Below are 23,822 nucleotides of genomic sequence, written 5' to 3'. Positions count from 1 at the left end.
TCAATAAACCCAGGAAAATTGAAGATTTCATCAAACCAATTCAGTTTTACTTGCACGATGGTCTGCTGCGATATAGGTATACATGGTTGGAATGATAAACAATGTAAAGAGTGTTCCGATTAGTAAACCTGTTGAAATCACTAGACCGATGTTAAAGCGACTTACCGCACCTGCACCAGAAGCCATCAACAATGGAACCACGCCAAATACCATGGCTGCGGTGGTCATCAGGATGGGCCTTAAGCGAATGGCAGCAGCCTCCTCGACTGCTTCCCTTTTCGAGAGGTTTTTTTCTTGCTGTAGGTGATTTGCAAAATCAACAATTAAAATCCCGTGCTTTGATATCAATCCTATCAGTGTAATTAAGCCAACTTGCGTGTAGATATTAATCGATGCTAAACCTAAGTTTAGTGGAATCAACGCGCCGCATATTGACATGGGCACTGAGACTAATATGATTAGCGGATCGCGGAAACTTTCATATTGAGCGGATAAGACAAGATAAATAATTAATACCGCCATAAAAAAGGCAAATAACAGCACATTTCCTTCTTGAACATATTGACGGGACTGACCACCATAATCCATGGTAAACCCTTTAGGTAATATCTTTTGGGATTGTTCTTGTAGATATTGTATACCTTGTCCAAGGGTGACACCCGGCATCATAACACCCTGAATGGTGGCTGCATTTAACTGTTGAAAGTGACTAAGCTCATTGGGTTGGGTCTCTTGTTTAAGATTAACAACCGTTGATAAAGGTACCATCTGGCCGATGCTCGTCCTCATGTAGAGATCAGTTAATTGTTTTGGCGTTTGACGATACTTTCTATCCAGCTGCGGTATAACCTGGTAACTGCGTCCTAGCAGGTTAAAGTAGTTAACATAATTACCCGATAGGGCACTGGTTAGTGAGCTTCCAATTTGTCGCATATCAAGACCTAGATCGGATGCTTTTGAACGATTTATTTCAAATACTTGTTGAGGCTGATCAAATCGCAGGCTGTTATTTAAGAAAATAAACAAACCACTTTGTCTGGCTTTATTGATCAATTCATTGGATACATGATACAAGCTTTGAAAATCATTGGTTGTTTTAATAACAAACTGCAGAGGGGTGCCTTCACCTCCGCCAGGAAGTGGTGGTGGTATCACGGCAAAAGTATTAAGGCCAGCAACAGAGTCTAATTTGTGCTGGAGGGCTTCCTTTAAGGTAAACTGCGAGACCCTTTCACCCCAAGGTTTAAGCACCATGCCAGAAATAATGGGGGTACTATTAATAATAAAATGATTGACGGTTTCAGGGAAGCTTCGATAAATGGCATTGAACGTATCTGTAAATGTTTCGATGTAGTTGATAGATGCATATTGTGGTGCACTGCTTATCACGAAAAAGAAACCTTGATCTTCTTCAGGGGCTGTCTCGGACGGTGTTTTCAGGTAAAGATAAGGTAGAATAGCTAATACGACCACGGCTATGATAAGGACTTTCGAGCGGATATTGAGTACATTATCGAGCGTTCGTTTGTAGCGATGTTTCAATTTTTCAAATGTTCTATCGAGAAAAAGGACTAATTTTCCGCTTGTATCTTCCGTGGACAAAATTCGGGAACACATCATGGGGGATAACGTTAAGGCGATAACACCTGATATGATTACGGCAGAGGCTAAAGTAAACGCAAATTCTTTAAATAACGCCCCAGTTAGACCCGATAAAAATCCAATCGGCGCATATACCGCAGCCAGTGTGATTGTCATAGCGATAATCGGTGTGGTAATTTCCCTTGCGCCAATTAAGGCGGCTTTGAAGGGGCTTAGTCCTTTTTCTATGTGGCGATGAACATTTTCCACCACGACAATCGCATCATCGACGACTAACCCGATTGCTAAAACAAATGCAAGCAGCGTCAGTAGGTTGATAGAATAGCCTAAGGCGAGCATAAACGTACACACGCCAATGAGCGATAATGGGATCGTTACAATTGGGATGAGAACCGAACGAATGGATCCCAGAAATAGAAATATCACAATGACAACAATGATTGCTGCTTCGCCAATCGTCCGCACAACTTCTCGAATAGAAGCACGAATAAATTCCGTTGCATCATAAACAACCATACCTGATAAAGCGGGAGGGAATTGCTTGACGATACTTGGAAACAAATCCTTGGCGTTTTTGATGACGGTGAGTGGGTTAGCGGAAGGCGTCGGGGTAAGTGCTATAAAAACAGCTTTTTTACCATTAAAACTAACACTGCTGTTATAATCTTGAGAACCCAATTTAACAGTCCCGATATCTCTTAAACGGATAATAGAATTTTCGTCACTTCTAACAATTAATTTACTGAATGTTTCTGCATTATTAAGATCGGTTTTGGCTTTCAGACTGATTGCAACATACTGTCCTTTGGTTTTTCCTGCTGCTGTTAGAAAATTATTATTAGCAAGAACCTGACTAACATCACTTGCATTGACCCCTAAAGCAGCCATTTTATCCGGATCAAGAAATATGCGCATTGAGTAGGTCTTACCGCCTAGAATATCTGCTGAAGCAATACCATCGACCGTTTCTAATTGGGGTTGAACCACGCGGATAGCATAGTCAGTAATTTGTTCTGGTGTTAATTCAACACTATCCAAGCTGATATACATGAGTGGGGTAGACATATCCGATTTTTTGATAATAACCGGCCGCTGTGATTCGGGAGGAAGTTGATTTAATGTTTGTTGAACTTTAGACATGACATCAGTGAAAGCAATTTGCGGGTCAAAATTTAATTTGATGTTCAACGTGATAGTGCTAAGTCCTTGGATGCTTGAGGAGGTCATATAGTCTACCCCTTCAGCGCTGGCGACAGCGGCTTCAAGGGGGGTTGTAATAAATCCGGCTATTATTTCAGCATCGGCTCCGGGATAACTGGTTGTAATGGTAATGACAGTGTTATTCATACGCGGAAATTGTCGAATTTCCATCGTACCAATCGAATTCAAACCAAAGAGTAGAATCAGTAAACTAATTACAATTGATAATACCGGTCTTTTAATGAATATATCTGTTAATTTCATGGTTTAATGCTTTATTCACCTAACTTGTCAATGTCTTTAACATCAGGCATTTTAACGGAATTGTTAATTTTTACGCGCGAACCATTTTGAAGCTTAAGTTGTCCTGAACTGACGACTTCATCACCTGGTTTTAGTCCATGGGTGATGACAATATGATTGCCTTGTTGTTCGCCTGTGCGTACAAAGGTTTGTTGGACATATAATTCGGGCTCACCGTCTTTTTGTTTTGAAGGACGCTGTTTTATGACATACACAGAGTCACCGTAGAGACTATAGGCTATCGCAGTGGCTGGTAAAACGATTTGATTGGGAATCACTGGCTGAACCACCTCAATACTCGCAAACATACCTGGAATAAAACTAAAATTGGAGACATTCTGCTGTTCGTTTTTTTGAGATTGACAGTTAACAATGACTCGGTCACTGCCGGGCTCTTTTTTAGCACTAACCATGGGAGACTTTAATGGGTTCTTAAGTGCATTGGTGGGGCAATTGGGAATAGTTGCTTGGACTCTGATATTATGTGTTCTGATATCCACCTTAGAATTGATAGCAGAAATTTTGCCAACGAAAAGCAAGTCTGGGTATTCGCTGACATGGAATCGGATAGGCTGACCAACCCGTATTTTGTTTAATTGTTGTTCAGGTAGGTAAAACTCTAAGAATAAGGGATCTAATGACTGGAGAGTAACAATCGCTGTTTGTCCTGGCGAGATATATTGGCCGAGGTTGATAAGACGAATACCTAATTTCCCTGTGAAAGGTGCGGTAATGTGTTTTTGTTGAATTTGGGCTCTAATTTTTTCAACATTGGCCTGGGCTTGATCGAGATTTGCACGTGCTTCATCGACATTGGAACTTGGTGCCGCACCTTTTCTGAAAAGTTTGTCTTGACGATCAAAACTCAGCTTTTTTAAATCAAGTTCTGCTAAATTAAATTTCAATTGTGCTTGTTCGACGCTATCATCGATTGTAATCAGAGGCTGATTTTTTTTGACATTTTGGCCGGATTGAAAATGGATTTCTCGAACATTCCCACTGGCTTCTGAGTTAACATCCACACCATACTGGGCATTGATATTACCGACAGCATCTAAGGATGGATGCCAATCCATTTGTTTTGCTTTTACCGTTGATATTGTCGCAGGCGGGGGTTGAAATCCTTCGAAAAATTTCTTAATCGCATAATCTTTAATAATATTAAATGCAACTAGTGCTATAAATACGAAGAGAATTAAGCCGAATACAATTTTGCCGCGTATGGTCATAAAGGGATTGGTTTTAGAAAAATAATCATTTGAATATACCATATCAAATAGCAATACCCAAGAAACTTATTTATGCGTTTTCTGGCTGTGTGGTGAGTTAAAAAATAGTTATTCCTTGATGAAAGGAAATATGGTAGTATGCACTTTTTTAGTCCATGGCGGTTGTCGATATGAAAAAAGTACTGGTTTTTATTTTAGTTTTATCAAGCACGTTTATTTTTGCGGGTAACCGACATTTTTATCCCGCCAAACAAGGAAGCGATCAAATCAAATCACAACAGAATACGACGAAATTACCAGGGTATTGTGAAATTGAGGTCATCAACCCCTCCAGTTTACCTGTCCATATCGAAGGTCAATACCTTGATGGAGAGTTTTTACAACCGTTTGATATGTATCCACATCAAACTAACCAATACATTGTTTTATATTATTTCGGTTGCATGCCTGGTATGAATTTGACTATTTCGGGCTTCGATGGATATGTCTATTTAGATGGTTATGTTTCAGTTAATTCATCAATCATTATTCCTGAAAGAATGATGGGCAAAACAGTGAAGGCAAAAGTAAATAATAAATAGGATGGTTTCTTTAATCTGAATTGGTTGCCCTGTGTTCATACAACATGATTTTAACTAACCCATATGGATATCATTTTTAAGAGGTTTTCCATGGTAAAATATTTGCGAGTTCTCCTTGTAGGACTATCAGCCGCTGCTATCGTGACCGGTTGTGAAATGATGACTGACGAGATGTTCTATCATATAGAACCACCAAACCGTCATGATCACCCTTTGCCGCCTAATCATCATGGCAAAAGGGTGGATGGTCAGCATCATCGTCGAAATGAAAATAGCCAACGAGTTGTGGTTGTACCGAGTCCTGCGAATCGTCATGGTCGAGTAGTGGTTAACCCACCTGCCGCTCCTCAGACACATGGTCGGGTAGCTGTTAACCCACCTGCCGCTCCTCAAACTCATGGTCGGGCAGCTGTTAATCCATCTCCAGCTCCTCAAACTCATGGTCAGGCAGCCGTTAATCCATCTCCAGCTCCTCAAACTCATGGTCGGGCAGCTGTTAATCCATCTCCAGCTCCTCAAACTCATGGGCGAGTTGCGGTGAATCCACCCTCAGGTCCTCAGTCTCATGGCCGCGCGACGCTTGATTCAAATCGCAAAAAGCCAAATGAACAATTGGAAAAGGAGCGTCATGCTGCGCAATCAGCTAATGGTACGATCGTTGCTAAATCCAGGGTAAATGCACTGACAAATAATTATTAATCCTATTGAATCCATTGGTTACCTCCTTCCCCTGGGCTGGGGAGGGGGGAAATAAATGTGTTGTCCAATATGCTGTCATTATCTTCGCTAATTCATCTGTTTAATTTGAAGTTTTTTAGGTATGTGATACACTGATTTCAATTTGTCGTTAAGTTGAGGATTTTGCTTCATGAAATTAACGAAGTGGCTATATTTTGTTGCTGTCATCTGTTTTGTTGTCGCTTGCGCTGCAACACCCACCTCTGAAAGTACGGGCGAATACCTTGATAGTTCTGCTATAACAGCTAAAATTAAAGCAAAGCTTGTAGATAAACTTGGTACGAAAGGGTTTTCAATCAAAGTAAAAACCTATAAAGATCAGGTCCAGTTGAGTGGTTTTGTCAGCAGTAATCGCACCAAAATGATAGCAGGGCAAATTGCCGAGTCAGTTGGAGATGTCCACACAGTTCGCAATGATATCATTGTTAAGTCCTCAATCGAGTAAAGGATAGTGTTATGAATCAGAATCAGATACTTGCAGAGTTTGATCCCCAGTTATGGAAGGCAATTTCCGGCGAGTTACAACGCCAAGAAGATCATATTGAACTGATTGCTTCAGAAAACTATGCAAGCCTTAGGGTATTGGCTGCGCAAGGATCTGTGTTAACGAATAAATACGCGGAAGGATATCCTGGTAAACGCTATTACGGCGGTTGTGAGTATGTGGATATTGCTGAAGAATTGGCAATAGAAAGAGCAAAAAAATTATTTAATGCAGACTATGTGAATGTACAGCCACATTCCGGCTCTCAAGCGAATGAAGCGGTCATGCTTGCTCTACTCAAACCTGGCGATAAAATTTTAGGAATGGCCTTACCCCATGGCGGTCATTTAAGTCATGGTTCAAAAGTTAACTTTTCCGGTAAAATATATCAATCGGTTGAATATGGTATTGATGCTGAAACAGGTTTAATCGATTACGATGCTTTAGAACAATTGGCTCTTAAAGAGAAGCCTAAGATGATCATTGCTGGGTTCTCTGCCTACTCTCAAATTTTAGATTGGGTCCGATTCCGTGAAATTGCAGACAAGGTGGGTGCCTATTTACTTGCTGATATTGCACATGTTGCCGGGTTAATTGCTGCTGGACTATATCCTTCCCCTGTGCCTTATGCGGATGTTGTTACCACAACTACCCATAAAACATTACGTGGGCCTCGTGGAGGAATGATCTTAGCTCGCAAAAATGAAGACCTTTGTAAAAAAATTAACTCAGCTGTGTTTCCCGGTACCCAGGGGGGACCATTGATGCATGTTATTGCGGCAAAAGCTGTCGCTTTCCAAGAAGCTTTGCAAGAATCATTTATCGCTTATCAGAAACAAGTTTTACTCAATGCGAAGGTTATGGCTGAAACGTTACAATCACGAGGTTTGGATATTGTTTCACATGGCACAGAAAATCACCTGGTCTTAGTGAGTCTAATTAGTAAAGACATAACCGGTAAAGAAGCCGACGAAAAGTTGGGGCAGGCAAATATCACTGTGAATAAAAATTCTGTGCCAAATGATCCACGTTCTCCCTTTGTGACCAGTGGATTGCGTCTAGGTACGCCTGCTGTGACGACAAGAGGTTTTAAAGAGAAAGAAATTCAAACCCTGTCACACTGGATTGTTGATGTGATTGACAACATTCAAGATGAAGCAGTCATTAATCGAATCCGAAAAGATGTGATAGCGTTATGCAAATCTTTTCCAGTGTATGCATAGACGATTATGTTTTGTCCATTTTGTCAAGCTGAAGAAACCAAGGTCATTGACTCTCGCTTAGTGGCTGATGGTACCCAAGTTAAAAGACGCCGTCAGTGCTTAAAATGCAGTGAACGGTTTACCACGTTTGAAACGGCTGAGTTAATGATGCCATTAGTGATTAAGCGTGATGGGCGACGAGAGCTATTTAACTTGGATAATATGCGCGCTGGTATGTTACGGGCTTTGGAAAAGCGTCCTGTGAGTGTTGAGTTGCTTGAACAAGCTATTGCAAATATTATTCAAGCCATTCGCCGAAAAGGGGAACGTGAAATTGAATCGAGATGGTTAGGTGAGCTGGTCATGACGCAATTATATAAACTTGACCACGTAGCTTATGTTCGATTCGCATCAGTCTATAAACGATTTAAGGACGTCAGTGAATTTAGGGAGACAATTGAACAACTAAAGAGTAATGACATCGAGTGAGGTCTTTGTGGATAAGAATGATATTCGTCGTAAACGTAAAGCAAGACGATTAGCTCTTCAGGCTATGTATCAGTGGCATATGACTAAACTTGACAGCCATGAAATTGAGCTCCAGTTCCGCATAAGCAATGATTTTGAAAAAATTGACGTTGACTATTTTTCCCGCCTGCTTCATGGCATTAGCCAATCCATTTCACAAATTGATAATCTCTATGAACCCTATTTAGATAGAAGCATTGACAGTTTGAATCCTGTGGAACGTTGTTTATTAAGAATCGGATCGTATGAGTTGGCAAATATGTTAGAAATTCCCTATAAAGTCATTTTAGATGAATCGGTCAATATGTCTCGAGAATTTGGTGCAACAGATGCTCATAAATATGTGAATGGCGTACTAAATCAAGTTGCAAAAACACTAAGAGCCACTGAGATATCTGAAGAACTATAAATGGGGGAATCATGGATGAATTTCAGCTGATCAGGACTTTTTTTCAGCGTCAATACGCCGATCCTCAAATTATTTGCGGTTCCGGTGACGATGCGGCTACCTTGCAACCTAAACCAGGCTATGTTCTCTGCGTTAGTTCAGACTCGTCTGTCGCTGGCGTGCATTTTCTTGAAAAATGGGATCCCAGTATTATTGCATCAAAAGCGGTAACAGCAAATGTGTCAGATATTGCAGCAATGGCAGCTGAACCCAAATGGGTGACAGTCGCACTGACACTACCCAGTGTTGATAAAGATTGGTTATCTGCTTTTAGTAAAGGTTTGTTTCGGACATTAGATGCAGATAATATCGCTTTGGTTGGCGGTGATATAACACGGGGCCCTTTGTCAATTAACATCACTATTTTTGGCGAATGCTTGCCGGAAGATGCAACATATCGACACGGGGCCAAAGTAGGGGACATTATTTATGTCACAGGGTCCCTTGGCGCGCCTTCTTTAGCTGTCGACTGGTTGAATAAGACGGATGTTGATGAGGATGTCCGCCAATATTTGATGAGTCGATTACAAAAGCCACACGCAAGAACCGACTGCCGACAACTTATTAGCCAATTTGCCAATAGTTGCATTGATGTTTCCGATGGTTTAGTTGGCGACTTAGAGCATATTTGTCACCGCAGTCACGTTGGTGCGAACATCATTTCAGAACAAATTCCTATTGATAAAATGGTGAAAAATCAAGTCCCGGATCAAGCGATGGACTATGCGCTGCATGGTGGCGATGAATATCAGTTATGTTTTACGGTAGCAAAAGAGCAAAAGAGGGCTGCAGAATTACTTGCTGAAAAAATGGGGTTGTCGATCTACCCAATTGGGCATATTATACAAGAGCAAGAAATAAATTTGATGGTGGGTGGTAAGAAGTTACCGCTTCAATCTCGGTCATATAGGCATTTTACATGAAAGGTAAACAGGTTATGAACGGACAACAATTAAGTAAAGCTGTTTGGCAAAAACCTTCTTTCTTCACGGCATTTGGTTTCGGTACTGGCTTGTCCCGTATTGCGCCTGGTACGTTTGGTACGTTAGCGGCTCTCCCGATTTATGCACTTATCTATCAATTTTCACCACTAGTATATGGGTTAATCTGTGCGGTGCTTTTTTTTGTTGGCATACCACTTTGTGGAAAAGTGGCAAAAGATATTGGTATTGATGATTATAAAGGGATTGTTTGGGATGAAGTTGTTGGTTATTTAGTAACGCTGTATATGGTGCCGCCAAGCGTGAGTACCTTAGTTGCGGCATTTTTGTTATTTCGTCTATTTGATATCCTAAAACCGCCACCGATAGGCTGGGTAGAGAAAAAAGTAAGAGGTGGCTTCGGGGTTATGTTTGATGATTTACTGGCCGCTATCCCCGCGTGCCTCATTTTGCATTTGCTAATTTGGTTACATTTGCTATGAATGAAAATCATCGGGAACTTGTGAGCATTGGTTTAACCCTTGCAATTGTTGTACTGACGATTTTTATCATACATCGTTTTATACCCTCTATCATTTGGGCTGCCATCATTGTCATCGCCACGTTTCCTTTGTATCGGCGATGGCAAAAATATATCCCCGGTGGCAGGAACACTTCAGCACTTCTTTTTACCAGTTTACTTGCATTTGTCTTTGTCATCCCTTTAACTTGGCTGATTAGCTTGTTGTATACAGAATCACAACTTTTTATCAATTATCTTCAGACTGTTAACAGACACGGAGGCGAGCCCCCAGAACTACTGCATCATATTCCCTTATTAGGGGACGATATTTATCAATTATGGCAAGAAAAGTTAGGGGAGCCTGGACGAGTGCGAGAACTATTGGCCAATTTGCATATATCATTGGCATCCTATAGTTATTATATTAAACAAATAGGCGCTAATTTGCTGCACAGGGGCTTTCAATTAGGTTTCACTTTGCTGACCTTATTTTTCTTTTTCCGTGATGGGGAAAAACTCTATCGGCAAATCCAACTAGTTGGAGAGTATTGTTTAGGGAAACGGTGGTTTCGTTATGCTGACAAATTACCCGCTGCATTACGAGGAACCGTCAATGGCACCATTGTAGTTGGTTTAGGTGTGGGTATTCTAATGGGGGTTTGCTATGGGTTAGTTGGTTTCCCGGCACCAACCCTAACAGGCTTTATCACGGCTATTTGTGCAATGATCCCTTTTGTTGTTCCAGTTGTTTTTGCGGTGGTTGCTATGATCTTACTATCAATGGGTAAGTTGATCGCAGCATTGATCATTATAGGCTGGGGTACATTGGTCATGTTTGTAGCTGACCATTTTATTAAGCCTGCTTTAATTGGTGGAAGTATCAAACTACCATTCTTAGCTGTATTGTTTGGGATTTTAGGTGGTGTAGAAACATTAGGACTACTCGGTTTATTTCTAGGCCCTATCATTATGGTTCTTTTTCTCACATTATGGATGGAACCTTATGATAAATTGGATGAATCCACAATCAGTTAATCAGGTCAAGTCCTCATCTATGACAACGATTTGTTGTCTATAATTAAAACACAGAGATTTAATTTAATATAAAATATGGTACAATCGACTTCTAGGATGCTGATTATGAAATAATTCAGGTTCTAAGTTTTGAGAAACCTTGAACTCCTATAAATCATCCCCATCTAGGGTGTGAGTTGGTTAAAAGAGGTGTGTTGATGAATAAAGATTGGCCTACAAAAACGCAAGATATTCGAGCAGCACAAGCGATTATGGAAGAGTACGCTAATGAGACAAATAGCGAAACATTAGGCATGTTCGAATTGGTTGTTGACCAAGAGAAAAAACGAATGGATTTTAGGTTATCATCTTGGGTCGTCGCAATAGCATCGCATTTCAAGTCAAAATATGGTGAAGAAAAAGGGGACTCCATTACTCGTCTTGTCTTAACCTATTGTATTACCAGAAACGAAACCATTCATTAATCCACCTAAATTACCTCTTTCATATTGCCTTCTCCCCAGGCATAGGGAGAAGGTGCCCAAAGGGCGGATGAGGGGTTTTCTAATCGAAGTTATAATTTGAATGTGTAGCAAATCGTGCTTGAGATGCTATGTCAGTATATTTGATATCTTAAAACCTGGTACAATATTCATTTTATCTTAAAAATACACGCTACTATGCTCAAAGACGCGCTTGCCAATATGCACCATTATTTTGATGAGATTGTTCTTGAGCGTGGCCGGCTGTGCCAAAAGCAAGGTAAAATTCTTAGTGTCAAGATCAGCGAAGGATTGATCAAAGGGCGAGTCAAAGGAAGCCAAAGCCAACTGTATGACGTCCATATCAACCTAAGAGCTGATGCAGAACACTTCGCGCGATGTACCTGCCCCTATACACTCAATTGTAAGCATGCTGCTGCCTGTTTGTTTGAAATTCAGTCTAGACGAAATTTACCAGAAACAGGTCAATTACCCACGCATGTTATCGTTGCAAAGCCTCCCGTTAAAGCGACTCCGGATTGGAAGGAATCAAAGCCTACTCAACTGTCGAATTATATTGTTCATTATGAGATAGAATTTGATAAAGGGCATAAGCGGGGCATCCCAGTTCGTCTATACCGCATAAAACGACTTAAGAGTGGAGGGATGGGCAAGCCGATTGAAATGACCAATGAGGACGATATTAGCAGTCGATTGTCAACGACTGATCAAATTATTGCAATGAAGTTATTAACACAGACAGGCTTATTAGAACGACGGAATAATATCCGTGACGTTGAAACCTTAAAGCAAGTTGTAGCAACCAATATGGCTTTTGTTAAACCAAAATTTAACGCTAAAAAGCATAAATTAACTTGGGGAAAGGAGATCCAGGCTACTTTAGGTTGGGAGCTTTACCCTGAAGGCGAGTTTCATCTTCACTTATATGCTAAGGGCAAAGCAATCGATCACGTCTTTTTATGGCGATCCCCATTTTACTTAAATAGGCAAAATTGGTCGCTTCACGATATACAGACAAACTACTCGCCCGAATTATTGCGATCATTGATGTCATTGGCCCCAGTATCAATTGACCAAATTAAAGAGCCGACAAAAATCAATATGCAAATGAATGAGCAATTGCCGGCATTACCAACATTTAATGTCACGACAAAAAATGAAAAGCCATTCGTCAAAATCGTATTTGATGCGGTTGAAAAAAACCAAGTGATCCCGAATAGCAGTCAAGATAATGCGCAATATATCTTTTTTGTTAATATCTACGCGGTTTATCATGGAATTTCTGTGTCTTACAGCAATACTTGCCATGCCGTGTATGTTCAAAAGCAATCCGTGATTGAGCGGTATAAGCGATGTTTTGAAGATGAAACTGAAAAGCTTGAAGAAATTAAGAAAATGCTGGATTTACGAGAACCTAATCAATCTGAAAAGTTGTATTTAGCGCAGGTTCCCCAGTGTGACTATATTGCAAAAGCATGTCTTAATGAAAAGTACCTGGGCTTTCTATTTGAGAAACTTCTGCCACATTTACATGAGCTAGGATATCTCGTCGAATTTAATCACCCTATCTTTCAACAGCCAATTGATATTGATGATTTGACTTGGTTTTCAGAATTAAGTGAAACAAAATCCGATATGCTCGCTTATGAATTGGGCGTTATTATCGATGGCCAAGCAGTCAATCTTGTGCCGCTTGTGGTTGAAGTGATCCATAAATACACGCCGATGGAACTTCAGCAGCTGCCCGATGATTATAGGCTGAGCCTTGGGCTTAACCATAGCAAAGCGATATCGATTGATATTGCAAGAATTCGTCCGTTGATTAACTTTATTATTCAATTTGGCGAACACAGAATCAGTCAAGGTAGAATCTTAAAATTAGAAAAATACCAAGCAATTTGGCTTCAAGAGATGGAGCAAGCATCAAAAGCTGCAAAGGCACGCTGGCAAGGTTCAGAGCAATTTCGTAACCAACTGCGTCAATTTATTGCACAGGATTATACCATTGATATGCCTACCCGATGTCTTGCAACCCTGAGAGAGTATCAAGTTAAAGGAGTCGCTTGGCTACAAAGCTTAAGAATCTGTCATTTTTCAGGCATTTTGGCGGATGATATGGGCCTGGGTAAAACGGTTCAAACACTGGCCCATCTGCAAATCGAAAAAGAACACAATCGGCTCACCAAACCCAGCTTAATTGTGGCACCTACCAGCTTGGTGATGAATTGGTTTCAAGAGGCGAAACGGTTTACACCTGACTTGAAGGTTCTCGTATATCACGGGGCAGAAAGGGTGCCTGATGAAATGGATCATTATGATATGGTGGTGACTACCTATGGGTTGATTCAACGCAATAAAGAACAGTTTTTACCGACAAAGTTTTATTATTTAATCCTGGATGAAGCACAGTTTATTAAGAACGCCCGAGCCAAAACGACGTTAGTGGTTCAACAAATACAAGCGACACACCGGATATGTTTAACAGGCACACCGCTTGAAAACCATTTAGGTGAATTATGGTCCCTGTTTCATTTTTTAATGCCGGGATTTTTAGGGACCGCTCGACAGTTTCGACAAGCGTTTAAATTTCCAATTGAAAAAGAACAATCACAAGACCGTCAAATTATATTGTCTAATCGAGTCAGCCCATTTTTGTTAAGACGTACAAAAAAAGAGGTTGTGAAAGAGTTACCTGAAAAAACAGTGATCACTCGCATGGTGGAATTGTCTGGACCGCAACGCGATTTGTATGAGGCCATTCGTTTAACGATGGAGAGTAAAGTTCGTCAAGCGATTGCTGATAGAGGGCTTAATAAAAGCCAGATTATTATCTTGGATGCATTATTAAAAATGCGACAAGTATGCTGTGATCCTAGGTTATTAAAGGAAGAACAGGCAGTTATCGCTAAAGGACATTCAGCTAAATTAGATTTACTTGAGGATCTATTATTGAACTCGGTTGATGAAGGAAGGCGAATTTTATTGTTTTCTCAATTTACCTCGATGTTATCGATCATTGAAAATCGCTGTCAACAATTAAAACTGCCCTATCTCAAGTTAACGGGTCAAACCCAAAACCGGCATAAATTGGTTGAGTCGTTTCAACAAGGAGATGTTCCACTATTTCTCATTAGCTTAAAAGCAGGGGGAACTGGCTTAAATTTAACTGCGGCGGATACCGTCATTCACTATGATCCCTGGTGGAATCCGGCGGTTGAAGACCAGGCAACGGATCGAACCCACCGTATTGGGCAGGTGAATCCTGTGTTTGTATATCGCTTGATATGTGCTGGAACTGTTGAAGAGGCAATGTTAACACTGCAGGATAAAAAGCGAAAATTGATCTCAGGCGTATATGAGCAAAACCTTCTTGATAAACAAATGGATATTGATACGTTGCTCAATCTATTTCAGCCAATTACGGATACAAATTAGTTTGCAAACCAAACAACTTTTGCATAAGCTTACTTAAGGTCTTGTTTTTAAGGCTAACGGAAAGTGTTCATGTCTATTTCTTCTCAGGAGAGTTTAATTATGAAACAGCTTAAGTTGTTTTTAGTATCGCTAATGATGTTAAGTTTCGTTCCAGTTGCCATGGCCGCATCTGGTTCACCCACTGGAACGTGGACAACCATTGATGATAAAACAGGTAAGAAAAGAGCCGTCGTCTCTGTTTCTGAGAGCGGTGGTGTTCTTTCAGGCACGATTATCAAAGTGTATAAACAACCTGGCGATACAGGCTATTGCAAAAAGTGTCCTGGCCAATTTAAAGATAAGAAAGTGCAAGGATTAACGTTTCTTTGGGGACTTAAAAAAGAAGGCTCAAATGTATGGGGTGGTGGCCAAATTTTAGATCCTAAAAATGGGAAAATATACCGCGCCAAAGTGACTTTAAAAGGTAATAAATTATATGTGAGAGGCTATGTTGGGGTCTCATTACTTGGTCGAACTCAAGTTTGGGTACGTTAACCAGCAGTTAGTCAGCTTTTAAGTTAGTTACTTATTTTGTGACTTACTTATTTGTTTAGTTCACATGCCGGGCCTCTACCCTTAGGTATATTCAGTTTTTGGGAAATGCCTGACATTTAGTCGTTGCGAGCGTTAGCGAAGCAATCCAGTACAGATGTTTAACATGGCATCGATCTGGATTGCTTCGCTAACGCTCGCAACGACAGTAACTTTTCCTTGCTTTCGAAAACTGACGATACTTTGGGCCTCTACCCCGGCATAGTTATTTTCCGTCCCTACCTAATCACGATGTCATTCTCAATCTCACTTAATCTAATATCGACAGCAGAATGAATTCCCTTTACAATGCTTCTACGGTAACAATCACGTCAAATGATGGTTGAGTTAGCAACAAGGCCCACAAGTCAAGCAGAAGCTTTAAAACGCCCACCCCATTCCATTGAAGCGGAACAATCAATCTTGGGGGGATTACTGCTGGATAACCAAGTTTGGGATAAAATCAGTGCCCAATTATGTGAAAAGGATTTTTATCGAGGCGAACACCGAGTCATTTTTCGCGCCATCGAAGACTTAGTGCGAAAAGAGCAACCGTTTGATGTGGTCACACTCCTTAACATCCTCAAAACCAAAGACGAATTAGACGATGCGGGTGGCGAAACGTATCTTTTTGAGCTGGCTAATAACACGCCTAGCGTTGCCAATGTTTCAGCATATGCCAATATTGTTCGTGAAAAATCGGTTCAACGTCAATTAATTGAAGTAGCGAATGAAATTGCAGATAATGCATATAATCCAGCTGGCGATGATGTTGCTACGCTCTTGGATCGTGCCGAAACGAAAGTGTTTGCCATCGCTGAACAAACAGGGGGCGATGGTGGCCCGGAAAGCATTAAGCATATTTTGGTTCGTGCTGTTGAGAAAATCGATGCATTATATCAATCCGGTGATGCCCTTACTGGATTATCAACGGGACTCAAAGACGTCGACAACCTCACCTCCGGCCTACAATCATCGGATTTAGTCATCGTGGCAGGTCGGCCTTCCATGGGTAAAACAACCTTAGTAATGAATATGGCTGAACATGCAGCGATTCAAGAAAAGGCGAATGTGCTCGTTTTTTCAATGGAAATGCCTGCTGACTCGCTTGCAATGAGAATGATGTCTTCATTGGGGCGTATTGATCAAAACCGTATACGAACTGGCAAACTAGAAGATGATGATTGGCCAAGAGTGACATCGGCAGTACACATGCTTTCCGAAGCGCCATTATTTATTGATGACACACCCGCATTAAGCCCAAGTGAAATGCGTTCACGGGCCCGTCGTTTGGCAAAAGAACATGGCTCATTAGGTTTAATCGTTGTCGACTATTTGCAATTGATGAAGGTACCAGGTTTTAAGGCGGAGAGCAGGACGGCCGAAATTTCAGAAATTTCTCGAAGCTTAAAGAGCTTGGCTAAAGAATTAAGCGTACCGGTTGTTGCGCTATCTCAGCTGAATCGAAGCCTTGAACAACGACAAGACAAGCGGCCTGTTATGTCCGATTTGCGTGAATCAGGCGCCATCGAACAGGACGCTGATTTGATTTGCTTTATTTATCGGGATGAAGTCTATAATGAAGATTCTCCTGATAAAGGTGTCGCAGAAATTATCATCGCTAAGCAAAGAAACGGTCCTATCGGTCGCGCACGTGTAGCGTTCTTGGGCCAATACACCAAGTTCGAAGATTTAGCGTTCAGTGGTTATCAAGAGATGGAATAATGACTAGAAGGACAAGCCTTTATGTTGACCAATCAAGTCTTAACCATAACCTTGACATGGTTAAACAATTGGCACCAAGCAGTAAAATAGCTGCCATGGTAAAAGCGAATGCGTATGGTTGTGGTTTGCAATCGGTTCTTCCAGTATTGCATGACCAAGTTGATGCTCTTGGTGTAGCGTGCGTTAATGAAGCGATAGTGATTCGACAAATGGGTTATCAAACACCCTGTATCCTGTTTCAAGGTGTTTTTTCATCCCAGGATTACCACTATATCGAAAACTATGGCTTTGAATTAGTCATTCATAGTGAACAACAGCTACAACAATTTTTATCCCAGCGCTTTAGCAAGCGTATTCGATGCTGGTTAAAAGTCGATACGGGAATGCATCGCTTAGGGATTGCACCAGAAGACGTTCCGAATGCGATTGAGCGTTTATCTATGAGCCCCCATGTGGATAGGCCGATTGGAGTCGTGAGTCACTTTGCTTGCGCGGATGAGCCTAATCATCCTTTAAACCGTTATCAAATCGATCAATTTGAAGCGATTAAAGCATTTCTGGGCCCAAATTTTGTCTATAGCATTTCCAATTCTGGCGCGATTATCGATGCTAGTCATAATCATTATGATATGGTTCGTCCTGGCATTATGTTATACGGTGGCTCTCCAATCTCTGGTAAATTGGCATCAGAGTTAGGATTAAAACCCGTCGCTTTTTTTACGAGTCAGATTATGGCAATGAAAAGCATTAACGCCGGGGAAACAGTGGGTTATGGGGCTACCTGGCAAGCCAACAAAAAAAGTCATATTGCGATTGCTGCAGTTGGTTATGGTGATGGCTATCCCCGCCATATTAGTCATCAAGCGCAAGTTGCTATTGGTAATCAGCTGGCACCCATTGTTGGCCGAGTATCCATGGACATGATGGCGATAGACATCTCGGAGCTTACCAATATCAACGTTGGCGATAGTGTCGAATTATGGGGGAGTCAAATACCCATTGACAGGGTGGCTGATTGGGCGGGTACAATCAGTTATGAACTACTGTGTCAGTTCCAACATCGCGTAGAGCCAAGTGAAATTTCTAGTTAAAAAATATGCTAGATAGGTACACATTTGTCCGGATTGGTGATATTATGCCGCTCTGAATTTTCAATATTTTAAAGGTGTGATAATGAACAAAAGTGTTATTGCAGTTTTCTGTTCCGCCTTACTACTCACCTCATGTGCTGAGATGAACAATGAAGGCGTTGGTACGGTTGCTGGAGGGATTGCCGGCGGGATTTTGGGTAACCAAATTGGTGGCGGATCAGGTCGTGTTCTTGCGACCGGTGTTGGTGCTATAGCGGGTGCCTTCTTGGGTGGAAAAGTTGGCCGCAGCATGGACAAACAGGACCAATTGCAGATGCAACAAGCACTTGAAACGGCACCCACAGGTCGAACTGTTCGTTGGCATAATCCAGATTCTGGCAATCATTATGCTGTGAAGACAACAAGAACTTATTACCGTCAACATCAACCTTGTCGTGAATATGTCACCGAAGCAAAAATAGGCGGCCGTTCCGAGCAAATATATGGCAAGGCATGCCGCCAGGCTGATGGTTCTTGGAAAGTGGTTAGTTAAACGATCGAAAATTTAATTTAGTTACCGTTATGACAATCCTCCGCTCAAGCGGAGGATCTCTATCTGCAAATCAGTCTGTGCTATAGTTATAGAGTAAATTCGTTTCTCTAAGGTGTTCATCATGGCTGATATTCTAGCTGCACTTCTCCCCAAACCACGCCGTGAAATGATATTCATTTTACCCGATGTCAATGTCCAACAATGCTGTGATTTAATGGTTAGCAATGATATTGGCGCACTAGTCGTTTGGGATGAGTCAAATATTCAAGGGATTGTGTCAGAGCGGGATCTCGTGCGCAAATGTTTGTTTCGTCGCTGTGACGCAGAGAAAATAAAAGCATCAGACGTTATGTGTTCGAGCATATCCATTCTGCCCATCGAGGCCACGGTCGAAAAGGCGATAAGTACCATTACCAGTACTAAGCGTCGTCATATTTTAGTCGAAGAAGAAGGGAAAGTGGTAGCAATTCTTTCACAAGGCGATATCCTATTCCATATGTTACAAACCATGCAACAAACCGTCGATCAGTTGGAAAGGTATATCTCTAATGGTTAAATTACGTGTCCAGTATTGCGGGCCAGATTAAAATAGCCCGCGGAAAAATTGAGAGTTATCACTGAAAGCTGAATTCAGATCGGTCTTCAGGTAATATAGCTTGCACAAGGCTAGCAATGGGTCGAGTAAGTAGTGCAATAATACTAAGAATCGCATTTAAGGTATTTGCAACGAGTGCAGAAACACAGCCTTCAAAATGACTCCAGGCTATACCCAATTCCCTTGACGTTTCCCAATCAATCAATTTAGTCGTGTCTTGTTGATTCATTGTCCAAAGATGTAGTGCCTTCACAAAGGATGCCGCTGCATTGAGTAAATGGATACTTGAATCAATTGCGAATATTGGTTCTAACACAAATGTATCAATTAAAGGAGTTGCCACATAAGCAGTAAGATCTGACTGTTTCCATGATGTCGATTGAATCGGGGTGAATAGATTATTGAAGCGGTGTGTTGTCGTTTTAAAATAGTCAGAATTTGATTGTTCAATGAACGGTCTAATAATGGTTGTCATAAAAATACTCCAAAGAGAAAATCAAGAAGATGCTTGGTTGTTACAAGGGTCTATCGAACCGATAGCAATAGAGTGACCGATTATAATTCATAGTGAGTATAAATGCAATCAAAAGAACCGAAAAAAATCATTTATTGACAACAGAATTCTAAGAATGATTTTTTAAATTTAAGGAAAATTTTACCTCACTTGATTCGATTATCTGCTATATTTTAAAAAGGAACCCGTCAAAAGGAGTGACCATTGAGAGATAAGGACATGCCTCTCCCCATGCCGGTATGCGTGGAAGTGAAAGCAAATAAAATTTATCAATGGTGTGGCTGTGGCGAAAGTAAAAATTTACCCTTTTGTGATAATAAAGAGGGTTGTAATCAATCAATCAGTTATCAATTGCCATATGATGATACGGTGCTATTTTGTAATTGTCGAAAGAGTCAGTCAGCACCTCTATGTGACGGTTCGCATGCTGAGTTACTAATTGCGATGGCAAAAGCAAAGCGAGGCTAAAATTTTACAAGGATTTGTTAAATAGACACTATTTAAAATAGAGTGGTGCTTATGGATAAGAATGACACGTCAAATTTGAAAGGAAGCTTTATGGTTGATCAAGACTTTAAGAAAAAGATAATTAATACCATCAATCGATATGAAACGAAATGTCAGGGTCTGCAATCGGAAATTGATGTATTAAAAACAACCATCGATCAACTAAGTACCCTCCCACAAGGCATGTATGATGAGTTAGATACGCAATTAAAAGCGTTACGAACGGAAGTACATGAACACAAAGGTTCCGTTGCAATTAATCATCGCTTGCATCTTCTTAATGATATGATGCAGTCTATGGAGAAAAAAAAGCAGAACTCGCGGGCGCAATTAAAACGATTATGTCGCCAATCGCTCTCTGTGCTTGATCGCCTCGATCTCAATAAAGAATATCAACAAAAATTTTTTAAACTTCAAGCTTTGCTAGACGATGAGGATGTTTCTGAAAAACTGCTCGTCAATAATTATTTAAAACAATTGGATAGTTTTATTTTTCACGTCGCGGCTAATTTATCACCAAAATTGGGTGATCTGGATGAAAAAAGTGACTTAGATATCACGGAAAGCTCTCCAGCTATTCCTGAAATCGCTTCATTGCCCCTAGCAATTAACGATAGTTTGCGTGAACTGCTCCAAAATTTGGCTTTGCCAGAAGCATTCGCTCAAAGAACCGATCAACTCAACAACCTATTTGCCAAGCCAATTTCAACCAAACAGTTAGTTTCTATCATTGATACGATTTCAGAATTGGTCATTCAAGCGTTTCATCTCGAACAAAATCGCTTCAAGGGTTTTCTAAATGAATTGAGTCACCAATTAGAGACGTTTGATAAATTTTTAAGTGCTCAGGCAGATCTTAATGAAGCGACTGTTGAAAAAAGCTCGGAACTACAAAAAGGCATTTCTGAAGATATATCAGCCATCAAGCAGGAAATGAGTGGCCATAAAAATGTCGAAGATATGACATTGGCTATTCATAATCACTTGAATAAAATTGGAAAAAAAATAGAGAATTTCCGTGATTCGGAAGCGAAAAGAATGTCCGATTATGAAAAAGAAATTAACTCATTGAAAAAGCAACTGGTCACGGCTCATGAGAATTCGGATGAATTGCGCAAACTGATCTCCTTCCATGAGGAATTGATGAATCGTGACTGCTTAACTGGTTTACCAAATCGGGCAGCCTACGAAGAACATCTCAAAGGGGCGTTTCATCGTTGGCAACGTGGTTTTGGACAATTAGTTATTGCCATTGGTGACCTAGATCACTTCAAACTGGTTAACGATACCTATGGCCATCTAGCGGGCGATAAAGTGCTCAAAAAGACATCAGAGCTAATGAAATCATCCCTGCGAGCGGTGGATTTTGTTGCTCGCTATGGCGGCGAAGAATTTGTTATCGTTTTTGAACGAACACCCATAGAAGATGCGCATAAACGTCTGGATAAATTAAGACAAGATCTCGATGAACTGGAGTTTTCTTATCGCAAGCAGCCTGTGGAAGTAACCATTTCATTTGGGCTTGCAAGCATCGTAGAAGAGGATGACTTGGAATCTGTTTTTGCACGGGCTGACAAGGCGTTGTATGAAGCTAAGAAAAATGGCCGCAATCAAGTATGCTCGCTGTAAACTGAGCATCTAAAGCATGATTCGCAACCTATCTTAATAGTCATTCTTACTGAGCAATCCATCAACTGCCTTTTGGGCACTTGAACTTCAAATTTAGGTAGAAGGAGAATAGAAGTATGTTATTTACAAGCTATAATAATACTATAATTGAAAGCTTGGGAGTGTCGCATGGCCAATGATCAGAATAAAATGGAAGGGGTTGAAAATACCCTCGAAGAAGAAAAATTAAGTAAAATGACGGGTGATACAGACGATGATACTCGCGATATGTTATATAACAATGGGGATATGGTCGACATGAAAGGAGATGGCGTCTTTAACGAAACCTTAGGCGTTGCGACTCCCAATGATCAGATCGCTGAAGATATTGAAGATAGAAAAACCCCTTCGCCTTTCGAAATCGATATTCCTGAGCCAAAGCCCGGTGAATGATTCTTTCCTGGTATGGCCTCATTTAACGAGCTTACTAATATATTTGGTTTAAAAAAAAGGAAAAAGGTAGCTGATTAAATCAAATAGGCAACTTTTCCTATTCCCATATTTACTCATTACGGCAATCCAATCATAATGAATTTAATCACCCAATCAGGATGAGAGTGAAAAAAAATCGTTAAGAAGTGTATATATATTCCACAAAATGAATAAATGTATACTATACTTCAAACGAGGTATGTGTATTTGGAGGTAACGTGGCAGACTTTTCAAAATACGGCATCATCGAAACAGTAAACGGAATACTAATAAGAACGGATGTCGAAGGTCACTCAAGGATGCTAAAGCAAGGTGCTGAATTAAGACCTGAAGATACTCTTGTGCTTTTAAGCGGCAACGCAACTATCCACCTCGATCACCAACTACCTTACGCATTACCTTTAGACTACCCATACCCACTCGAAGGCCACACCCCAATATTTGAAAATAAACAAGCCAAAACACTCGCAGAAATTATTCAAGAAGAAGCCTGGGCCCAAGGAACCGACATATCAGATATACTCGATATCCTCGAAGAAACAGCTGCAGGGGATTCAGAACTCGGCAGCGGCGGTAATTTCTATGTCTACCAACCTTTATACACGGCAGGTAGTGTTTCAGTTGAGCTGATGGGAAGAGATCCCAATTATTATCAACATGCACAAGAGTCTCCTTTGCAGGTGTTTTTTTATGATAGGAGTGCAGCTGATGTTGGTGAAGAAACAAGAATCGTTGATAATTCAACCCCAGTGCCTACATTATCTCTTAATAACTTTATTGACACCGGCATCAGTGGAACTGATTTTATCAGCCAAGATAATACATTTGAGTTAAGCACTAGTGGCCAAGAAGCGGGAGCTAGCATCCGCTATGAGCTATCATCCGATGGGGGTACGACCTGGTCAGCAACGACGGCCAATCAAACTGGCCTTGCCGATGGGGATTATCAATTTAGATCGACTGTGACTGATGCGGCAGGTAATAGCGCAATTTCCAATACTATATCGGTAATCGTCGATACCACAGCACCTGTGCCTACATTAAGCATCAATGATGTGACTGCCGATAATATCATCAATGCCCAAGAATCAGGCGGCACGGTAACCATCACAGGCAGTGCTGGCGGTGATGCACAAGCAGGCGATACCGTGACATTGACTATCAATGGCACAGACTATACCGGCACCTTAGATGGCAGCTTACAATTTGCCATTGATGTGGCTGGAAGCGAGTTGGTCGCCGATGGCGATAGCCAAATTGATGGCAGCATTACTACCTACGATCTCGCTGGCAACCCAGGTACGGCCACTAGCACGCAAAGCTATACCGTCGATACCACGGCATCCGCTTCTATCAGTGTTGATACCATCACCCCCGATGATATCGTTAATGCCGCAGAAGCAGCAGGCACAATTAATGTCACGGGCAGTGTGGGAGGCGATGCAACTGTTGGTGATACCATAAGCTTTAGTGTGAAT

At 41.0% G+C, this 23,822-nt stretch carries 23 protein-coding genes; 20 read left to right on the top strand and 3 right to left on the bottom strand.

All coding sequences use genetic code 11. The annotated features are described in order from the left end of the window. Positions 1-30: 30 nt before the first annotated feature. Both AB3348_RS02080 and AB3348_RS02075 read right to left on the bottom strand, forming a co-directional pair. A complete protein-coding gene (locus AB3348_RS02080) occupies positions 31-3,066 on the bottom strand; it encodes an efflux RND transporter permease subunit (RefSeq protein WP_367605899.1) in 3,036 nt (1,011 codons plus the stop codon). A gap of 11 nt (positions 3,067-3,077) precedes the next feature. Next, a complete protein-coding gene (locus AB3348_RS02075; RefSeq protein WP_367605898.1) occupies positions 3,078-4,334 on the bottom strand; it encodes an efflux RND transporter periplasmic adaptor subunit in 1,257 nt (418 codons plus the stop codon). A gap of 170 nt (positions 4,335-4,504) precedes the next feature. Here AB3348_RS02075 and AB3348_RS02070 point away from each other — a divergent pair, with 170 nt between their 5' ends. The 16 genes from AB3348_RS02070 (at position 4,505) to AB3348_RS01995 (ending at position 19,184) form a co-directional block, all read left to right on the top strand. Beyond that, positions 4,505-4,915, top strand: a complete 411-nt coding sequence (locus AB3348_RS02070) for a hypothetical protein (protein ID WP_367605897.1) — start codon at positions 4,505-4,507, stop codon at positions 4,913-4,915. A gap of 90 nt (positions 4,916-5,005) precedes the next feature. Beyond that, the gene (locus AB3348_RS02065) at positions 5,006-5,614 is read left to right on the top strand and encodes a hypothetical protein (RefSeq protein ID WP_367605896.1); all 609 of its coding nucleotides are present in this window, start codon (positions 5,006-5,008) and stop codon (positions 5,612-5,614) included. 169 nt (positions 5,615-5,783) lie between these two features. After that, complete coding sequence (locus AB3348_RS02060) at positions 5,784-6,098, top strand: BON domain-containing protein (RefSeq protein WP_367605895.1); 315 nt, start codon at positions 5,784-5,786, stop codon at positions 6,096-6,098. Positions 6,099-6,109: 11 nt separating this feature from the next. Then, complete coding sequence (glyA, locus tag AB3348_RS02055; protein WP_367605894.1) at positions 6,110-7,360, top strand: serine hydroxymethyltransferase; 1,251 nt, start codon at positions 6,110-6,112, stop codon at positions 7,358-7,360. 6 nt (positions 7,361-7,366) lie between these two features. Beyond that, a complete protein-coding gene (nrdR, locus tag AB3348_RS02050; protein ID WP_367605893.1) occupies positions 7,367-7,828 on the top strand; it encodes a transcriptional regulator NrdR in 462 nt (153 codons plus the stop codon). A gap of 7 nt (positions 7,829-7,835) precedes the next feature. Further along, positions 7,836-8,276: a transcription antitermination factor NusB gene (gene nusB / locus AB3348_RS02045; RefSeq protein ID WP_367606190.1), complete on the top strand. Its 441-nt coding sequence runs from the start codon at positions 7,836-7,838 to the stop codon at positions 8,274-8,276. A gap of 11 nt (positions 8,277-8,287) precedes the next feature. Next, positions 8,288-9,238 (top strand): thiamine-phosphate kinase, encoded by a 951-nt coding sequence (thiL, locus tag AB3348_RS02040; protein WP_367605892.1) that lies wholly within the window; start codon positions 8,288-8,290, stop codon positions 9,236-9,238. Next, positions 9,235-9,738, top strand: a complete 504-nt coding sequence (locus AB3348_RS02035; protein ID WP_367605891.1) for a phosphatidylglycerophosphatase A — start codon at positions 9,235-9,237, stop codon at positions 9,736-9,738. Before thiL ends, AB3348_RS02035 begins: the two co-directional genes overlap by 4 nt. Further along, on the top strand, positions 9,735-10,793 hold the full coding sequence (locus AB3348_RS02030; protein ID WP_367605890.1) for an AI-2E family transporter: 1,059 nt from the start codon (positions 9,735-9,737) through the stop codon (positions 10,791-10,793). Before AB3348_RS02035 ends, AB3348_RS02030 begins: the two co-directional genes overlap by 4 nt. Before the next feature lie 197 nt (positions 10,794-10,990). Beyond that, positions 10,991-11,257, top strand: coding sequence for a hypothetical protein (locus AB3348_RS02025; RefSeq protein WP_367605889.1), 267 nt, complete (start codon positions 10,991-10,993; stop codon positions 11,255-11,257). A 195-nt stretch (positions 11,258-11,452) separates the two neighbouring features. Further along, positions 11,453-14,710 (top strand): SNF2-related protein, encoded by a 3,258-nt coding sequence (locus AB3348_RS02020; protein ID WP_367605888.1) that lies wholly within the window; start codon positions 11,453-11,455, stop codon positions 14,708-14,710. A gap of 99 nt (positions 14,711-14,809) precedes the next feature. Next, positions 14,810-15,244, top strand: a complete 435-nt coding sequence (locus tag AB3348_RS02015) for a DUF2147 domain-containing protein (protein ID WP_367605887.1) — start codon at positions 14,810-14,812, stop codon at positions 15,242-15,244. Between the two features lie 375 nt (positions 15,245-15,619). After that, entirely contained in the window at positions 15,620-17,005 is a 1,386-nt protein-coding gene (gene dnaB, locus AB3348_RS02010; protein ID WP_367606189.1) for a replicative DNA helicase, read from the top strand. Continuing rightward, a complete protein-coding gene (alr, locus tag AB3348_RS02005; RefSeq protein ID WP_367605886.1) occupies positions 17,005-18,096 on the top strand; it encodes an alanine racemase in 1,092 nt (363 codons plus the stop codon). Before dnaB ends, alr begins: the two co-directional genes overlap by 1 nt. Before the next feature lie 82 nt (positions 18,097-18,178). Beyond that, positions 18,179-18,628 (top strand): RT0821/Lpp0805 family surface protein, encoded by a 450-nt coding sequence (locus tag AB3348_RS02000; protein ID WP_367605885.1) that lies wholly within the window; start codon positions 18,179-18,181, stop codon positions 18,626-18,628. Between the two features lie 121 nt (positions 18,629-18,749). Continuing rightward, the gene (locus tag AB3348_RS01995; protein WP_367605884.1) at positions 18,750-19,184 is read left to right on the top strand and encodes a cyclic nucleotide-binding/CBS domain-containing protein; all 435 of its coding nucleotides are present in this window, start codon (positions 18,750-18,752) and stop codon (positions 19,182-19,184) included. A 58-nt stretch (positions 19,185-19,242) separates the two neighbouring features. On the opposite strand, the gene AB3348_RS01990 is transcribed toward AB3348_RS01995, so the two are convergent. Then, positions 19,243-19,698, bottom strand: a complete 456-nt coding sequence (locus AB3348_RS01990) for a hypothetical protein (RefSeq protein ID WP_367605883.1) — start codon at positions 19,696-19,698, stop codon at positions 19,243-19,245. Positions 19,699-19,941: 243 nt separating this feature from the next. Between AB3348_RS01990 and AB3348_RS01985 the strand changes: the two genes are divergently transcribed. From AB3348_RS01985 to AB3348_RS01970, 4 genes are all read left to right on the top strand, one after another. Continuing rightward, positions 19,942-20,205, top strand: a complete 264-nt coding sequence (locus AB3348_RS01985) for a CDGSH iron-sulfur domain-containing protein (RefSeq protein WP_367605882.1) — start codon at positions 19,942-19,944, stop codon at positions 20,203-20,205. A 51-nt stretch (positions 20,206-20,256) separates the two neighbouring features. Further along, positions 20,257-21,873 (top strand): diguanylate cyclase, encoded by a 1,617-nt coding sequence (locus AB3348_RS01980; RefSeq protein ID WP_367605881.1) that lies wholly within the window; start codon positions 20,257-20,259, stop codon positions 21,871-21,873. A gap of 168 nt (positions 21,874-22,041) precedes the next feature. Next, on the top strand, positions 22,042-22,305 hold the full coding sequence (locus tag AB3348_RS01975; RefSeq protein ID WP_367605880.1) for a hypothetical protein: 264 nt from the start codon (positions 22,042-22,044) through the stop codon (positions 22,303-22,305). 257 nt (positions 22,306-22,562) lie between these two features. Further along, positions 22,563-23,822, top strand: a 1,260-nt coding sequence (locus AB3348_RS01970; protein WP_367605879.1) for an Ig-like domain-containing protein, incomplete at its 3' end; no start/stop codon positions are given.

This window comes from Legionella sp. W05-934-2 (genome assembly GCF_964199965.1).
Classification (GTDB): domain Bacteria; phylum Pseudomonadota; class Gammaproteobacteria; order Legionellales; family Legionellaceae; genus JAFIFT01.
This window is presented reverse-complemented; position numbering and strand designations above follow the sequence as displayed.

Coding starts and splice junctions, on each gene's coding strand:
- AB3348_RS02080 (WP_367605899.1), bottom strand. CDS start 3,066: ATGAAATTAACAGATATATTCATTAAAAGACCGGTATTATCAATTGTA.
- AB3348_RS02075 (WP_367605898.1), bottom strand. CDS start 4,334: ATGACCATACGCGGCAAAATTGTATTCGGCTTAATTCTCTTCGTATTT.
- AB3348_RS02070 (WP_367605897.1), top strand. CDS start 4,505: ATGAAAAAAGTACTGGTTTTTATTTTAGTTTTATCAAGCACGTTTATT.
- AB3348_RS02065 (WP_367605896.1), top strand. CDS start 5,006: ATGGTAAAATATTTGCGAGTTCTCCTTGTAGGACTATCAGCCGCTGCT.
- AB3348_RS02060 (WP_367605895.1), top strand. CDS start 5,784: ATGAAATTAACGAAGTGGCTATATTTTGTTGCTGTCATCTGTTTTGTT.
- glyA (WP_367605894.1), top strand. CDS start 6,110: ATGAATCAGAATCAGATACTTGCAGAGTTTGATCCCCAGTTATGGAAG.
- nrdR (WP_367605893.1), top strand. CDS start 7,367: ATGTTTTGTCCATTTTGTCAAGCTGAAGAAACCAAGGTCATTGACTCT.
- thiL (WP_367605892.1), top strand. CDS start 8,288: ATGGATGAATTTCAGCTGATCAGGACTTTTTTTCAGCGTCAATACGCC.
- AB3348_RS02035 (WP_367605891.1), top strand. CDS start 9,235: ATGAAAGGTAAACAGGTTATGAACGGACAACAATTAAGTAAAGCTGTT.
- AB3348_RS02030 (WP_367605890.1), top strand. CDS start 9,735: ATGAATGAAAATCATCGGGAACTTGTGAGCATTGGTTTAACCCTTGCA.
- AB3348_RS02025 (WP_367605889.1), top strand. CDS start 10,991: ATGAATAAAGATTGGCCTACAAAAACGCAAGATATTCGAGCAGCACAA.
- AB3348_RS02020 (WP_367605888.1), top strand. CDS start 11,453: ATGCTCAAAGACGCGCTTGCCAATATGCACCATTATTTTGATGAGATT.
- AB3348_RS02015 (WP_367605887.1), top strand. CDS start 14,810: ATGAAACAGCTTAAGTTGTTTTTAGTATCGCTAATGATGTTAAGTTTC.
- dnaB (WP_367606189.1), top strand. CDS start 15,620: ATGGTTGAGTTAGCAACAAGGCCCACAAGTCAAGCAGAAGCTTTAAAA.
- alr (WP_367605886.1), top strand. CDS start 17,005: ATGACTAGAAGGACAAGCCTTTATGTTGACCAATCAAGTCTTAACCAT.
- AB3348_RS02000 (WP_367605885.1), top strand. CDS start 18,179: ATGAACAAAAGTGTTATTGCAGTTTTCTGTTCCGCCTTACTACTCACC.
- AB3348_RS01995 (WP_367605884.1), top strand. CDS start 18,750: ATGGCTGATATTCTAGCTGCACTTCTCCCCAAACCACGCCGTGAAATG.
- AB3348_RS01990 (WP_367605883.1), bottom strand. CDS start 19,698: ATGACAACCATTATTAGACCGTTCATTGAACAATCAAATTCTGACTAT.
- AB3348_RS01980 (WP_367605881.1), top strand. CDS start 20,257: ATGGATAAGAATGACACGTCAAATTTGAAAGGAAGCTTTATGGTTGAT.
- AB3348_RS01975 (WP_367605880.1), top strand. CDS start 22,042: ATGGCCAATGATCAGAATAAAATGGAAGGGGTTGAAAATACCCTCGAA.